This window comes from Kocuria atrinae (genome assembly GCF_039531425.1).
In the GTDB taxonomy this organism is placed as follows: Bacteria; Actinomycetota; Actinomycetes; order Actinomycetales; family Micrococcaceae; genus Kocuria; species Kocuria atrinae.
Map to the genome: position 1 here is coordinate 57,996 of NZ_BAAAQA010000008.1, position 14,620 is coordinate 72,615.

The window sequence follows — 14,620 nt, forward strand, 5'->3', positions numbered from 1 at the left end:
TGCGTTACTGCCACCTGACTAGGACCAGATCTCAGTCACTTTGAGGCCGCTCGGCACGATCGGGCAGATTCCCGACACTCTAAAGCCGCCCAGAACCGCTCTGAGCGGCGTGAAAGTGTCGCAAATCTTGGCGGTGGCCTGAGGATGACTCAGATCTCGGCAGTGGCTCGAGAGGTGCCGCTACATCGCCCGCAGACCGGCGAAGATCATCTTGACCGCGGTATCCGAAAGCTGGTCCACGGTTCCGGAGCGATCGGGCTGGTACCAGTCCACGATCGAGTTGACCATGCCCAGCATCAGACGCGGCGCGGATTTACCGGAGATATCGGTTCGCACATCGCCCTCTTCCTGGGCCTCACGCACCAGGTTTTCGACCATGCGCGTCAATTGCCGACGCCGCTCGAGGGCCTTCAGCTCGACCGGCGAGTTCCCGCGCAGGCGCAGCAGCAACGTCACGTAGGGCATTTGATCCACGAGCACCCGGACGGAACCCTGGATGATCATCTCAAGCTTGTTCACGGCGCGGGAGTCGGTGGCCTGAACCCGATCGAACACTTCCTCCAAAGAGTCCAACGCGCGATTGAGCGCCTGCTCCAGGATCTCTTCTTTGGAAGCCACATGGTGGTAGATCGCGGACTTGGAGATACCCAAGTGGGAGGACAAGGTTCCCATGGACGTAGCGTCATAACCGTGGCGGTTGAACACCTCCACACACACGGCCAGCAAGGTCTCCCGGTCGTAACCGGGACGACCGCGACGAGGCGCCGAAGCGGCGTCGTCGTGTGTGAGGGAGCGTGGCTGAGCTGGCATGAAACCGGACTCTACTTTCTGTTACTGAGCAATCACTACAGGCTACCGCGAGCCGAACGCAACGAGCACCGGAGGAAACCCTCCGGTGCTCGGCGTCATGCCTGATCAGAGATCACTTATCGCGGTGATCGTAGATGCGGCGCAGTTTGCCGGAGGAGCGCTCCAGCGAGCCGGGCTCCACCACGTTGATCGCGGCCGAAGAACCGATCTTGGTCTTGATCTCGTGCACGAGCTTCTTGCCGCCCTCCTGGGCCTCCTCGAGGGTGACCTCATCGCGACGTTCGATGTGGATGGTCATCTGGTCCATGCGCTTGGGCCGGGTGATCTCCAGCGTGAAGTGCGGGGACAGAGTCGGGATCTGCAGGGCAAGTTCCTCGATCTGGGACGGGAACAGGTTCACACCGCGCAGAATGATCATGTCGTCCGAGCGACCCGTGATGCGACCCATGCGACGGTGCCCCGGGCGCACCGTGCCCGGCAGCAAGCGGGTCAGGTCGTGGGTGCGGTAGCGGATGATCGGCAGCGCCTGCTTGGTCAGTGCGGTGAAGACCAGCTCGCCGGGCTCGCCGGTGTCCAGCACGCGATCATCGAACGGGTCGATGATCTCCGGGCGGAAGTGGTCCTCCCACACGTGGGAGCCGTCCCTGGTTTCCACGGACTCGCCGGCCACGCCGGGGCCCATGACCTCGGACAGACCGTAGATGTCGCACGCGGTGATGTCGAAGGTCTTCTCGATCTCGTGACGCATCTCTTCGGTCCACGGCTCGGCACCGAGCACAGCGTGCTTGATGGAGGTTTCACGCGGATCGATACCGTGCTTGCGGAAGCCATCAGCAATGGTCAGCAGGTAGGTGGGGGTGGACAGAATGGCATCAGGCTGGAAGTCCTGGATCAGCTGAACCTGCTTGTCGGTCTGGCCGCCGGACATCGGGATCACGGCGCAACCGAGGCGCTCGGCTCCGTAGTGGGCACCCAGCCCACCGGTGAACAGGCCGTAGCCGTACACGTTGTGCACCTTGTCACCGGGCTTCACACCGGACATGCGGAAGCAACGGGCCACCAGGGTGCCCCAGGTGTCCAGGTCATCCTCGGTGTAAGCCACCACGGTGGGCTGACCGGTGGTTCCGGAGGACGCGTGGATGCGGCGGATCTCGGACATGGGGGTCGCGAAGGACTTGAACGGGTAGGACTTCCGCAGGAATTCCTTGTCCGTGTACGGGAACTTGGCCAGGTCTTCCAGTTCCTTGAAGTCATCCGGGTGCACGCCGTGCTCGTCGAAGAGCTCCTTGTACGCCGGGACGTTCTCGTAGGCGTAGTGCAGGGTCCAGTTGAGACGCTCAGTCTGCAGCGCCTCGATCTGGTCCCGGCTCATGGTCTCTTCGGGATCCGGCTGCGTGGGATCCGCAGACTTGGTGGGCTTGTACGGATTGGGAACGGAGCAGGTGGTCATGACCTTCAAGCTTTCTGACGATTGGGCACGGTACGGCTACGGCCGCGGAAATGAGCGATCACTGAGCCGTCTTCGGCGGTGACGCGCATGTCGTAGAGTCCACTGCGACCGGTGGTGGCGATCTCACGACCCTCGGCGGTCAGGGTCTGACCGACTCGAGCTGAACTAATGAAGTTGATGTCCACGCCCTGCGCCACCGTGATGGTGCTGCCATCCCCGGTGGGGTCATTGCAGGCCATGGCGAAGCACGAATCAGCCAGGCTGAAGATCATGCCCCCGTGGACGATGCCGAAACCGTTGAGCATCTCCTCCCGCACGGTCATGCTGATCACAGCGTGGCCCGGGTCCGCACGGTGAACCGTGATCCCCAGCCACTCCGAGGTCTTGTCACCGCGGAGAATCGGATGTTCCGGCATGTTGTCTCCCTCACATTATATGACCGAATGGTCAGTAGGGAATCGCAGAATGTGATGTCCTGTCAAGTGGATCACAATTTCTGAGGTTATGTGTTGACGACCACATCCTACCGCTATATTCTGAACGAGCGGTCAGTTATTATCGAAGCGGAGTCCGCGGCAGCTTGCTCCGCCCCAACTCATCCGTGAACTGAGGGACACCATGACTGAACAAACCACTTCCACCGAAAACTCCGTGGACCAGCAGCACTTCGACACGCTCATTGCGGACGATTCCCGCATCGAGCCCCGCGACTGGATGCCCGAGGCCTACCGCAAGACCCTGACCCGCCAGGTTTCTCAGCACGCGCACTCGGAAATCATCGGCATGCAGCCGGAAGCCAACTGGATCACCCGCGCACCGAGCCTCAAGCGCAAGGCCATCCTGATGGCCAAGGTCCAGGACGAGGCCGGCCACGGTCTGTACCTGTACTCCGCCGCCGAGACCCTGGGCACCCCCCGCGAGGTCCTCAACGAGCAGTTGCTCTCCGGCAAGGCCAAGTACTCCTCGATCTTCAACTACCCGGCCCGCACCTGGGCGGACATGGGCGCAATCGGCTGGCTGGTGGACGGCGCAGCCATTTGCAACCAGGTTCCCCTGTGCCGTGCCTCCTACGGGCCGTACGGCCGCGCCATGGTCCGCATCTGCAAGGAAGAGTCCTTCCACCAGCGCCAGGGCTGGGAGATTCTCTACGAACTCTCCCACGGCTCCAAGGAGCAGAAGCAGATGGCCCAGGACGCCGTGAACCGCACCTACGGCCCCGCACTGCAGATGTTCGGCCCGCCGGATGCCGACTCCCCCAACTCCCAGCAGTCCATGGAGTGGAACATCAAGCGCTTCTCCAACGATGAGCTGCGCCAGCGTTTCGTGGACATGATCGTTCCGCAGGCAGAGGCCCTGGGCCTGACCCTGCCGGACCCCGATCTGAAGTGGAACGAGGAGCGCGGTCACTACGACTACGGCCAGCTGGACTGGGACGAGTTCATGTCCGTGATCAAGGGTTCCGGTCCGTGCAACGTGCAGCGCATGCAGCGCCGCCGCAAGGCCCACAACGACGGCGCTTGGGTGCGCGAGGCCGCCGAGGCCTACGCCAAGCGTCAGATGCAGGCCGCTGCCGAGGCAGCAGGGTCTGCAGACGAGAACGAAGAAGTCAGCATTGTTGCGGGCCGCGCGTCCGCCGAACTCATCGGAGCCTGAACATGAGCGAAAACACCACCGGTAACTGGCCCCTGTGGGAGGTCTTCGTGCGGTCCTCGCGCGGCCTGTCCCACGTGCACGCGGGTTCGTTGCACGCCCCGGACGCCACCATGGCCGTGCGCAACGCACGCGACCTGTACACCCGTCGCAACGAGGGCACCAGCGTGTGGGTCGTCCCGGCTGACGCGATCACCTCGTCCGATCCGGATTCCAAGGGCGGCTACTTCGAGTCCGCTCAGGGTAAGAGCTACCGCCACGCCACCTACTACACCAAGAGTGAAGGGGTGAAGCACCTGTGAGCGCTTTCGCATCACACGATTCCGCGACCAAGCAGTCCGCGGGTAACGCGATCACTGCGGAGGACATCGCGGGTTCGGGCGGCAAGGCATCCGAGCCGGTTGCCCGGTACGCACTGCGTCTCGGCGATGATTCCCTGATGCTGGCTCAGCGTCTGGGCTGGTGGATCTCCCGTGCTCCCGAGCTCGAGGAAGACATTGCCCTGGGCAACATCGCCCTGGACATGGTCGGCCACGCCCGCTTCCTGCTGACCTACGCGGGTTCCGCGTGGGGCAAGACCGAGGATGACCTCGCGTACTTCCGTGAGGAAGAGGAGTTCCGCTCGGTTCGCCTGGTTGAGCAGGAGAACGGTGATTTCGGGCAGACCATTGCCCGTCAGCTGTTGTTCTCCTTCTACCAGTACGAGCTCTACTCGGCACTGCAGTCCTCCCAGGACCAGACCCTGGCCGCCATCGCGGACAAGGCGGTCAAGGAGGTCGAGTACCACCAGGACCACGCGGCACAGTGGATTCTGCGCCTGGGCCTGGGAACTGAGGAGTCCAAGCGTCGTATCGAGGAAGGCCTCTACTACATGTGGCCCTACCTGGATGAGCTGTTCGCTGACGAGCCGCTGCACGACGAACTCGAGGGCATCGCGGTCCGCCCGTCCACACTGCGTGAGAACACCATGAAGCGTATCGAGGCGCTGCTGGCCGAGGCGGAGCTCGAGGTTCCCAAGGTCACGCAGGCTCGTTTGTCGGACTCTCCGCGCGACGGTGAGTACTCGGAGTACCGCGGCTACATCCTGGCCGAGATGCAGTACCTCGCGCGGAAGCACCCCGGAGCTAAGTGGTGATCTGAATGACCTCACGTGTTTCTTCCGATTCCGTACTTCGCAACGACGCCGCTCCGCGCGAGTTGCCGCTGGGCCCGTCCCAGCGGCCCTCCGACCCGGAGGACGCCAAGCTGTGGGATGTCGCCGCGACCGTGTGCGATCCCGAGATCCCCGTGCTCACGCTGGAGGATCTGGGTGTGCTGCGTGATGCGTACGCGGGCCAGGACGAGACCGTTGTGGTGATCACGCCCACGTATTCCGGTTGCCCGGCCATGGACACCATGGCCGCAGATCTGGAGACCGTGGTTCAGGCCGCCGGTTACCGCAACGTGCGCATTGTGCAGGTGTTGCGTCCGGCGTGGACCACGGACTGGATGAGTGAGGCCGGCCAGGCCAAGCTCACCGAGTACGGCATTGCCCCGCCCACCGGCCGCACGGCCGCCGGGCACAATTCGGGACCGGTCCGTTTGGCCCTGTCCGTCAAATGTCCTCGCTGCAGTTCGTTGAACACGCGAGAGATGACCCGCTTCGGGTCCACCTCGTGCAAGGCCCTGTGGGTCTGCAACAACTGCAAGGAACCCTTCGACTACTTCAAGGTGCACTGACATGAGCGAAACCATTGAGGCCACTGGATCTGAGGCCGGCGAGGCCAAGCCCGCCGCCAAGCGCCGGGGCACGTTCAACACCCTCGAGGTGTCCGAGGTGCGTAAGCTCACCTCCGATTCCGTGGAGGTGACGTTCGCGGTGCCCGAGGACCTCGTGGACGACTACGACTACCTTCCGGGCCAGTACGTTGCTGTGCGCGCCCAGATCAACGGCCACGAGGTGCGCCGCTCCTACTCGATCTGCGCGGACCCCAAACCGGGAGAAATCCGCGTGGCCATCAAGAAGGACATGGGCGGCGTTTTTTCCACGTGGGCCAACGAGCAGCTCAAGGTCGGCGACGTCCTGGACGTGATGAACCCGCAGGGCGCTTTCACGTCCAAGGTGAACATCACCTCCATGAACAACCCGGAGGAACTGGCGCGCAAGGAGGTGGCCAAGAACAAGAACGTTCACCTGGTGGCCTTCGCCGCCGGTTCCGGCATCACCCCCATCATGTCCATTGCCCGGGCAATCCTGCGGGCCTCGGACACCGCTTCCATGGACTTGGTCTACGCGAACCGCTCCTCGATGGACGTGATGTTCGCCGAGGAACTCGGTGACCTCAAGGACAAGTACCCCTCGCGTGTGGCCATCCACCACGTGCTCTCCCGGGAGCAGCGCATCTCGCCGCTGATGTCCGGTCGCATCGACCACGACAAGTTGGAAGAGTTGCTGGATCACGTGATTCAGGTGAACACCGCAGACGAGTGGTTCCTGTGCGGTCCGTTCGAGCTGGTCCAGATGTGCCGCGACACCCTCAAGGAACGCGGCGTGGACGAGTCCAAGGTGCGCTTCGAGTTGTTCACCACGGGCAAGCCGGCCGCACCGCAGGGTCAGCAGGGTCGCGTGGTCAAGGCCGACCCCAAGGGTGACAACTACAAGATCACCTTCAATCTCGACGGCGCCAGCGGCGAGGTCGAGTCCCCGATGTCAGCCAACGAGACCGTCCTCAACGCCGCACTGCGCGTGCGCCCGGACGTTCCGTTCGCCTGCGCCGGCGGCGTGTGTGGTACGTGCCGCGCCAAGGTGACCGATGGCGAGTTCGAGATGGAGGAGAACTTCGCCCTCGAGAAGGACGAGGTGGATGCCGGTTACGTACTGACCTGCCAGACCCGCCCCACGTCCAAGGAACTGAGCGTCGACTTCGACGCCTGAGTTCGTGTGCTTTGCTGACGACGCCGCGCTGGTACCCGCGCGGCGTCGTCGTCGTATGTGCCCGCTCGCCACGGTCGAGACCGGGCGTAGGAACCGAATCGCAAGGAGAACCCCATGATTGATCTGACGATCGAGGACGACATCGCCCACGTGGTGCTCAACGCACCCAAGAAGCTGAACTCGCTGGATGCTGCCGCGCTGGACGAGTTGCGCGAGGCTTATACCGAGGCCGAGCAGGCCGGGGTGCGCGCGCTGGTGCTGCGCGGTGAGGGACGGGCGTTCTGCGCGGGCCGCGATATCTCGCACGTGGATCCGGCCACCGATGACACGGATGCGTACCTGTCCGGCAAGGTCCAGCCGCTGCTGCAGCAGATGTCCGAGTTCCCGGCGCCGACGTTCGCAGCCGTGCACGGCGCGTGCCTGGGCGTGGGGCTGGGCCTGGCGATTGCCACGGACGTCGTGTACGTGGCGGAGGATGCAACCATCGGGTCGCCGTTCGCCAACTTGGGTGCCACGCTCGATTCGGGTGGGCACGCGCTGTTCACCGAGCGGCTGGGCGCTCACCGCACCCTGGATCTGATTTATACGGCGGAAATGATGAAGGGCGCTGAAGCCGTGACCGCCGGGCTGTTCTCTCGTTCCGTCCCCGGTGACGAGCTGCTGGACTTCACCATGAAGCGCGTCTCCAAGGCCGCCAAGGGTGCCACCCAGGCTTACGTGGCGTCCAAGAAATTGGTGGCTCAGGTGCGCGACTCCAAGGTGGGCCTGTGGGACTCCATAGCCTCGGAGAACAAGGCGCAGGCGGCACTGTGCTCAACTGAGGACTACGCGGAAGGTTTCGCGGCGTTCCAGGAGAAGCGCAAGCCGGAGTTCACTGGTCAGGGCTGACACGGGGAACGTCACTGAAGCCACGGAGCGGGTACGGACGCGAAGTTCTCCCCCGAATGATCGCGCCGGTACCCGCCCCTTCCGCTCATGGACGTCGTCCCGGTGAACCGCCGTTGCACCTAGCTAAGGTGCAGCTCGACGTGGTGGGCCATGAACGGGCGCCACAGTGACGTCCTGGAATCGCGGTTGGTACGGCACCCTGGATCCACTTGTAAGTACCGTACGAGCAGTGCTCTGAGCCACGTTCCATATATACAGTAAGCACCCTTTCTATTGATTTTGCAAGGGTCGTGACTCAAACGGAACCTTTAATTCTTAACGCACGAATAGAAGCGCTATTCAGTTGGCCTTGAAGCGGTATTCCACCGGCCTGTTTTTCCTGGGTAGGGACTCGACTATCAGCTCGTAGGACTCGTGCACCAGCTCCGTGACGAGTTCCTCAGTGAGCTGTTCTGAACCCACTAGAGAAATCCAGTGCTTCTTGTTCATGTGCCAGCCGGGTTCGACACCCTCCACGGTCTGGCGCAGGGCCACGGAGTGCTCGGGATCCACCTTAAGATTCACCAGCGGCCTGCCGTACGGGGACGCCACAAGAATGAAGATCTTGCCGGCCACTCGGTAGACCGCGGTCTCATCTCCGAACGGGGAGTCCTGTTCGGCCGAGGGCAACTCCGCAGCGATCTCGGAGGCGTAGCGCTGGATCTGTTCTCCGTCCATGAGAAGAATCTACGCGCCGCAAATGCATGATGCTCCGGGCGGGAGCAAAGTTGACTTACCATTTGCTCATGTCCGACCAGTCGAGCAGTGAAACCAAGCGCAGGGCCTCCGGCCGCACCGACCAGCCCCTCGAGGACGAGCTGGTCCAAGAATTTCAGAACACGGTCCAAGAAGGCACCGACCGGCTGCACCGTACATGGCGAGCCCTGATCATCACGGGCCTGTTCGGCGGTATCGACGTGGGCTTGGGCATCCTGGCCATGATGGCCGTCATGGATGCCACGGGCTCCAAGCTCCTGTCCGGCATTGCGTTCGGCATCGGACTGCTGGCCTTGCGGCTCGCCCACTCGGAGTTGTTCACCGAGGATTTCCTGCTGCCCATCAACGCAGTGGTGGCCGGCCACGGTTCATGGCTCTCACTGGTCCGGTTGTGGACCGTGACTCTGGTGACGAACTTGGCGGGAGGTTGGGCCTTCATGTGGGTGGTGGTCGCGGCTTTCCCGGACATGACGGATTCCCTGATCAAGGTCTCAAGCGGGTACGTGGCGGACGGTCTCACCTTCGAAACGGTGTGCTTGGCATTGATAGCGGGTTCGACCATCACCCTGATGACCCGGATGCAGCAGGGTGCGGGCAATGATGTGATGACCGCGATCATCTCGTTGATCGGCGGCTTGCTAGTGGTGGGGATGGGCATGCTTCACGGCGCCCTGAACTCCATTGTGATGTTCGGCGCCATGCACGCCGGCTGGGACTACTCCTACACTGACTGGCTCGTGTGGTTCGCGTGGGTGATCCCGTTGAACATGGTGGGCGGCCTGGTGATCATCACACTGCCGCGTTTGATCCGTACCTGGGAGCTCCTGATGGCCGAGCGCCGCGGGGAACGCATTTCCGAGGCGACCATTGAAGACGGCGAAGAGGACCAGGACGACTAGCCGAGCGCGCCACGCGAGGCCGCGGGCGGCGTCGTCGAGCGCTATGAGCGGGGCCGTCATTTCTGCCCTTCGGGAACAGCTCGGGGGCTCTGTAGTGCGCGTCACCACGGTTCAGTAGCGTGGTCGCATGACCACTTCCGTGTTTGATCTGCAAGCATTCGACCGCTCCGTACGCCCCCAGGACGACCTGTTCCGGTTCGTGAACGGGACCTGGCTGGCCAACGCGACCATCCCCGATGACAAGGCCACCACGGGCGCATTCATCGAGTTGCGTGATCAGGCCGAGGAGGCCGTGCGGAACATCATCACGCAGGCCAAGCCGGACGCTGACGACGCCGCCGCGGGGCAGAGTTCCGAACAGAAGATCGCCTTGCTCTACGCATCCTTCATGGACACCAAGCGCATTGAAGCCCTCGGTACGGAACCGCTGCGCGAAGATCTGGACGCGGTCGAGGCCGTGGATTCCACCGAGTCCCTGTCGCGGTGGTTCGGCACGGCCCTGCGCCGTGGCATCGGCGGCGCCCTGGACATCGATCTGGACTCCGATCCCGGTGATCCGCAGCGCAACATGGTGTTCGTGGGACAGTCGGGACTGGGCCTACCGGACGAGGAGTACTACCGCGAGGACCAGTACCAAGAGATCCGTGAGAAGTACGTATCCCACGTGGAGAAGATGCTTTCGCTCGCGGGCTTCGATCACGCCGCTGAGCAGGCTCAAGCCGTGCTGGACCTCGAGACGCGCATTGCTTCCCATCACTGGGACAAGGTCACCGTGCGTGACCTGACCAAGATGTACAACCCCATGACGTTCACCGAGCTCGCCGGGCAGGTCTCCCACCTGGACTGGTACTCCGTGCTGTTGGGCGTGGGCCTGACCGAGGATCAGTTGGCCACCGTGGTCAACGCCCAGCCCAGCTTCTTCACCGGCTTGGACGAACTGATTACGGACGAACTGCTGCCCGCCTGGAAGTCCTGGGCGCGTTGGCACGTGGTCTCCGCGCGAGCGTCGTACCTGCCGGAAGCGTTCGTGCTCGAGAACTTCGCCTTTTACGGAACGGTGCTGTCCGGAACCCCGCAGCTCAAGGACCGCTGGAAGCGCGGCGTGGCCCTGGTTAATGGCGCGCTCGGCGAGGCCGTGGGCGAGCTGTACGTACAGGAATACTTCCCGCCCGTGGCCAAGGCACGCATGGACGAGCTGGTGGACAACCTGCTGGGCGCGTACCGCGATTCCATCGAGACCCTCGACTGGATGACCGAGGACACCCGTGCGGAGGCGCTCAAGAAGCTCTCGGGGTTCACCCCCAAGATCGGGTACCCGGAGAAGTGGAAGGACTACTCAGCGCTGTACATGGACGGCGAGGATCTGATGGGCAACGTGGTGCGCACCTCGCAGTTCGCGGTGGACGAGATGGCCCGCAAGGCAGGCCAACCCGTAGAGAAGCACGAGTGGCTCATGACCCCGCAGACCGTGAACGCCTACTACCACCCGCTGCGCAACGAGATCGTGTTCCCCGCCGCCATTCTGCAGCCGCCGTTCTTCAGCCAGGACGCGGACGACGCAGTGAACTACGGAGGCATCGGTGCGGTGATCGGTCACGAGATCGGCCACGGCTTCGACGACAAGGGTTCCACGTGCGACGGCGAGGGCAAGTTGCGCAATTGGTGGACCGACGCCGATCGCGAGGCTTTCGAGTCCCGCACCGCGCGCCTGGTGGACCAGTACGCGGCACTGTCCCCGGCACAGTTCAACGGTTCCGAGAACGCCCCCACGCTCAACGGTGAGCTGACCCTGGGTGAGAACATCGGCGACCTGGGCGGGCTGTCCATCGCGTACAAGGCCTGGCGCGCGGCGCAGGACAAGAAGGCCTCCCCGGACACCGAACCCATCGACGGGTTCACCCCGGCACAGCGGTTGTTCGTGTCATGGGCCTACGTGTGGCAGGAGAAGTCCCGCGACGAGGCGCTCAAGACGCGCATCGCCACGGACCCGCACTCCCCCGCGGAATTCCGCGCCGCCCAGACCCCGCGCAACGTGGATGCCTTCTACGAAGCCTTCGACGTACAGGAATCGGATGAGATGTGGTTGCCGCAGGAGGAGCGCGTAGCGATTTGGTGACCGCGAGGGTTGAATTGCTCACCGGTGTAGCCCAGGGACTCACGAACGCCCAAGTGGCCTCGCAACTGTTCATCAGTGAAACAACCGTGAAGACCCACCTGCGGCGGGCCTTCACCAAGTTGGGGGTTCAGGACAGGACGTCAGCCGTCACCGAGGCACTCCGACGGGACCTCATCAGACTCTGACTTCACCGGATACAGGTCGTGACCTAAACGGTGGCGGAATTCACCGAGTTCGAGATTTCGCTCATCATCACTCCGAAGAATGCGAAGAAGAGGATGGCCCACAGGATGCCCAGGATCAGCAGAGCAACACCCACCCAGCCGAGCACCTTGCCGGAGGTGGCCCGGCCGCCCAGTTTCTCGGACTTATAGGCCTGCCACAGGGCGAACGGAGCCAGGATGGGAAGAATGACCACACCCAGAATTCCCAGAACCAGGGAGGCCTCGGAACTCCTGGCAGCCTGGTCCTGCTGCTGGGCGTCCTGGGCGCTGGACGGCACGTACTCCCAGCGTCCCGCGGGCTGGCCGTAGGGGGACACCGGGTTGGCGGGCACCGAAGGGGTCCCTCCCTGAGCGCCGCCGCTCGGCACGTAGTCTTGTGCTGAGTCACGGTAGTTCGTGGGGTTGTTACCCGAGGAATGGGGGGAACTCATGATGCGCCTCCGAGAGGTCGTAACGTGCAGTTGATGCCATCCTGACTCATAGAACCCCCGCACCGCAGTATTTGAGAACACCAACCTCACCGCGATGGCGTGTGTCGACCGGAAAGCCCCCTGAGTGTCTCGGAGGCCTCTAGATTGAATATCCCCGAGGAAGGAGACCAGGTGAGTTCCGCAGAAGACCCCGCCGAGCGGCGTCGTAGTTCATTCAGTGAACGCGTCTTGAAGGGTGGCAGCGAGCCCGACCCTCGCTTCACCCTGGCCAATGAACGAACGTTCCTCGCCTGGATTCGCACTTCCCTGGCCTTCCTGGCCGGTGGAATCGCGATCGAAGCTTTCACGGGCGACCTCTTCGACCTGGCCATCCGTAAATTCCTGGCCACCGTGCTGCTGCTCCTGGGCATGCTGCTGAGCGCAGGAGCCACCTTCCGCTGGCTCGGCGTGGAACGCTCCATGCGACACAAGGCACCCCTGCCGCTACCGATCATCGCGCCACTGGTGGCCGTGGGCGGGGCCATCGCCTCAGGCGTGCTGGTGGTTGTAGTACTGACCCGCTGAACCATGGCACGCACTGCGGAACGATTCCACGAAGACCCGGGACTGCAGCCCGAACGCACGGTGTTGTCCTGGGGACGCACCATGCTAGCTCTGTGCACCGCGGCAGCGATTTTCCTGCGCTGGCTACCGACACACGGACCGTTCGTGCTGGCACTCTTCGGCTTGGCTGTATGTACGGCAATCGGCATTTACGCTACTCAGCGCGCAAGGTACCGGCGCGGATCCATAGGCATCAGCAACCAACACGTTGAACCGGACGCCGTGGCCGTTGTGGTGACAGCCATAGCGGTGGCGGCCCTGGGCGTCCTGGGCCTGATCACCGTTTTAGTGCTCTAGACCCGATCACCGCGGTGATCCACGATCTGCGGATTCCGGGACAGATCAGCTTCCGCTGGGTTGATCGCATGGGACTTGGTCGCGAACTTGTGACCGAACCAGAACGCCAGGAACAACGGCAGTCCAATGTATGAGGTCAGCAAGGACAGCGGGGTCACCGTGTCGTTGATGAATGCCTCGTAGCTCTGGCCCACGATCACCAACAAACACATGGCCAGCGCGATGATCGGCCCCGCGGGGAAGAACTTGGCGCGGAACGGCAGTTCCTTGACCGAGCGACCCTGCGCCTTGAACGCCTGACGGAACTTGTAGTGGGTCCAGGCAATACCGGCCCACACGATGAATCCCGCCAGCGCGGATGCGTTGATCAGCCAGGTGTACACGGCGCCGTCGCCGAACCACGTGGTACCGAAGGCCAACAGCCCGAAGGCCGAGGTGGCCAGCAGCGCGCGCATGGGGATCCCGCGCTTGTTGAGCTTGCGCAGGAACTTGGGTGCCTTACCGTCCATCGCCAGCGACCACAGCATACGTGTGGAGGCATACAAGCCTGAGTTGCCCGCGGACAGGATGGCCGTGAGAATCACGGCGTTCATGATCGAGGATGCGAAAGCCACACCAGCGTTCTCGAGCACCAGGGTGAAGGGCGAAATCGCAACGTCCTCGATGTCCGAGGCGAGCAGGTTGGGGTGCGTGTACGGCAGCAGGAAGCCGATCACGGTGATCGCACCCACGTAGAACAGCAAGATGCGGAAGAACACCGTGCGAATGGCCTTGGGTACGGTGCGTTCCGGATTCCTGGCCTCACCAGCGGCCACACCAACCAGCTCGGTGCCCTGGAAGGAGAAGCCCGCGACCATGAAGATCGCCAGGATGGTGATGGGCCCACCCACGAACGGGGCTTCACCGGCGGTCCAATTGTCGAACCCGGACGGTTCACCGCCCATGATGCCGGAGATCATCAGAACGCCCAGCCCCAGGAACACGACCACCGCGGCCACCTTGATGGCGGCCAACCAGAACTCGCCCTCGCCATAAGCACGCGTGGACAGCGCGTTCAGCGAGAAAACTGTCAGCAGGAACAGCGCCGACCAAATCCAGGACGGGACATCCGGGAACCAATAGCGCATCACCAGGGCCGCGGCCACCAGTTCTGCCGCCAAGGTGATGGCCCAGTTGAACCAGTAGTTCCAGCCAATGGCAAAACCGAAGGACGGTGAAACGTAGTTCGCGGCGTGATCACCGAACGAGCCGGACGTGGGCCGCCACGCGGACATTTCGCCCAGCGACTGCATGAGCAGGTACACCATCAGCCCAATGGCGACGTAGGCGACCAGCGCGCCCCCGGGCCCAGCGGTGGCAATCGAGTTACCGGAGGCCACGAACAGGCCCGTACCGATCGCGCCACCCATCGCGATCATGGTCATGTGCCGGGTTTCCAGGCTGCGCCGCAGCCCCTGGTCCTCGGCCTTACTGCTCACAGCGGGAGCGGGTTCCTTCGACACGAGCGTGCCTCTCTATCGGCGTTACACGTTCCGGGGGACTCCGCGGGGGCTGGAGCTGAACGAGAGTGACAATGTGCGAG

General features: G+C 63.2%; 17 protein-coding genes. 11 read left to right on the top strand and 6 right to left on the bottom strand.

The genetic code is table 11. The annotated features are described in order from the left end of the window. Positions 1–180 precede the first annotated feature (180 nt). From ABD283_RS04830 to paaI, 3 genes are all read right to left on the bottom strand, one after another. Complete coding sequence (locus tag ABD283_RS04830) at positions 181–810, bottom strand: TetR/AcrR family transcriptional regulator (RefSeq protein WP_344223865.1); 630 nt, start codon at positions 808–810, stop codon at positions 181–183. A 112-nt stretch (positions 811–922) separates the two neighbouring features. Then, complete coding sequence (locus tag ABD283_RS04835; RefSeq protein ID WP_344223866.1) at positions 923–2,260, bottom strand: phenylacetate--CoA ligase family protein; 1,338 nt, start codon at positions 2,258–2,260, stop codon at positions 923–925. A gap of 5 nt (positions 2,261–2,265) precedes the next feature. Next, a complete protein-coding gene (gene paaI / locus ABD283_RS04840) occupies positions 2,266–2,676 on the bottom strand; it encodes a hydroxyphenylacetyl-CoA thioesterase PaaI (protein WP_344223867.1) in 411 nt (136 codons plus the stop codon). 202 nt (positions 2,677–2,878) lie between these two features. Between paaI and paaA the strand changes: the two genes are divergently transcribed. From paaA to ABD283_RS04870, 6 genes are all read left to right on the top strand, one after another. Next, positions 2,879–3,913 carry a 1,2-phenylacetyl-CoA epoxidase subunit PaaA gene (gene paaA / locus ABD283_RS04845; RefSeq protein ID WP_344223868.1) on the top strand — a complete coding sequence of 345 codons (1,035 nt, stop codon included), beginning with the start codon at positions 2,879–2,881 and terminating at the stop codon, positions 3,911–3,913. Between the two features lie 2 nt (positions 3,914–3,915). Beyond that, the gene (paaB, locus tag ABD283_RS04850) at positions 3,916–4,212 is read left to right on the top strand and encodes a 1,2-phenylacetyl-CoA epoxidase subunit PaaB (RefSeq protein WP_016995969.1); all 297 of its coding nucleotides are present in this window, start codon (positions 3,916–3,918) and stop codon (positions 4,210–4,212) included. After that, positions 4,209–5,045, top strand: a complete 837-nt coding sequence (gene paaC / locus ABD283_RS04855; RefSeq protein WP_344223870.1) for a 1,2-phenylacetyl-CoA epoxidase subunit PaaC — start codon at positions 4,209–4,211, stop codon at positions 5,043–5,045. Before paaB ends, paaC begins: the two co-directional genes overlap by 4 nt. A 5-nt stretch (positions 5,046–5,050) precedes the next feature. Continuing rightward, complete coding sequence (paaD, locus tag ABD283_RS04860) at positions 5,051–5,629, top strand: 1,2-phenylacetyl-CoA epoxidase subunit PaaD (RefSeq protein WP_344223871.1); 579 nt, start codon at positions 5,051–5,053, stop codon at positions 5,627–5,629. A gap of 1 nt (position 5,630) precedes the next feature. Next, entirely contained in the window at positions 5,631–6,824 is a 1,194-nt protein-coding gene (gene paaE, locus ABD283_RS04865; protein WP_344223872.1) for a 1,2-phenylacetyl-CoA epoxidase subunit PaaE, read from the top strand. 114 nt (positions 6,825–6,938) lie between these two features. Next, positions 6,939–7,712 (top strand): enoyl-CoA hydratase/isomerase family protein, encoded by a 774-nt coding sequence (locus ABD283_RS04870; protein WP_344223873.1) that lies wholly within the window; start codon positions 6,939–6,941, stop codon positions 7,710–7,712. A 339-nt stretch (positions 7,713–8,051) separates the two neighbouring features. Here ABD283_RS04870 and ABD283_RS04875 read toward each other — a convergent pair whose 3' ends face one another. After that, a complete protein-coding gene (locus tag ABD283_RS04875; RefSeq protein WP_344223874.1) occupies positions 8,052–8,429 on the bottom strand; it encodes an MmcQ/YjbR family DNA-binding protein in 378 nt (125 codons plus the stop codon). A gap of 68 nt (positions 8,430–8,497) precedes the next feature. Between ABD283_RS04875 and ABD283_RS04880 the strand changes: the two genes are divergently transcribed. The 3 genes from ABD283_RS04880 to ABD283_RS04890 all read left to right on the top strand — a co-directional run bounded on the left by ABD283_RS04880 (position 8,498) and on the right by ABD283_RS04890 (position 11,668). After that, entirely contained in the window at positions 8,498–9,367 is an 870-nt protein-coding gene (locus ABD283_RS04880) for a formate/nitrite transporter family protein (protein ID WP_344223875.1), read from the top strand. A 127-nt stretch (positions 9,368–9,494) separates the two neighbouring features. Continuing rightward, positions 9,495–11,483, top strand: coding sequence for a M13 family metallopeptidase (locus ABD283_RS04885; RefSeq protein WP_344223876.1), 1,989 nt, complete (start codon positions 9,495–9,497; stop codon positions 11,481–11,483). Beyond that, complete coding sequence (locus ABD283_RS04890) at positions 11,480–11,668, top strand: response regulator transcription factor (protein ID WP_344223877.1); 189 nt, start codon at positions 11,480–11,482, stop codon at positions 11,666–11,668. The genes ABD283_RS04885 and ABD283_RS04890 overlap by 4 nt, the downstream gene beginning before the upstream one ends. 23 nt (positions 11,669–11,691) lie before the next feature. Here the strand turns inward: ABD283_RS04890 and ABD283_RS04895 are convergent, their stop codons facing one another. After that, entirely contained in the window at positions 11,692–12,138 is a 447-nt protein-coding gene (locus ABD283_RS04895) for a DUF4190 domain-containing protein (RefSeq protein WP_344223878.1), read from the bottom strand. Positions 12,139–12,309: 171 nt separating this feature from the next. Here ABD283_RS04895 and ABD283_RS04900 point away from each other — a divergent pair, with 171 nt between their 5' ends. Both ABD283_RS04900 and ABD283_RS04905 read left to right on the top strand, forming a co-directional pair. Beyond that, the gene (locus tag ABD283_RS04900) at positions 12,310–12,702 is read left to right on the top strand and encodes a YidH family protein (RefSeq protein WP_344223879.1); all 393 of its coding nucleotides are present in this window, start codon (positions 12,310–12,312) and stop codon (positions 12,700–12,702) included. Between the two features lie 3 nt (positions 12,703–12,705). Continuing rightward, the gene (locus ABD283_RS04905) at positions 12,706–13,038 is read left to right on the top strand and encodes a DUF202 domain-containing protein (RefSeq protein ID WP_344223880.1); all 333 of its coding nucleotides are present in this window, start codon (positions 12,706–12,708) and stop codon (positions 13,036–13,038) included. Here the strand turns inward: ABD283_RS04905 and ABD283_RS04910 are convergent. Continuing rightward, entirely contained in the window at positions 13,035–14,540 is a 1,506-nt protein-coding gene (locus ABD283_RS04910; protein WP_425552799.1) for an amino acid permease, read from the bottom strand. The genes ABD283_RS04905 and ABD283_RS04910 overlap by 4 nt on opposite strands. Between the last annotated feature and the right edge of the window lie 80 nt (positions 14,541–14,620).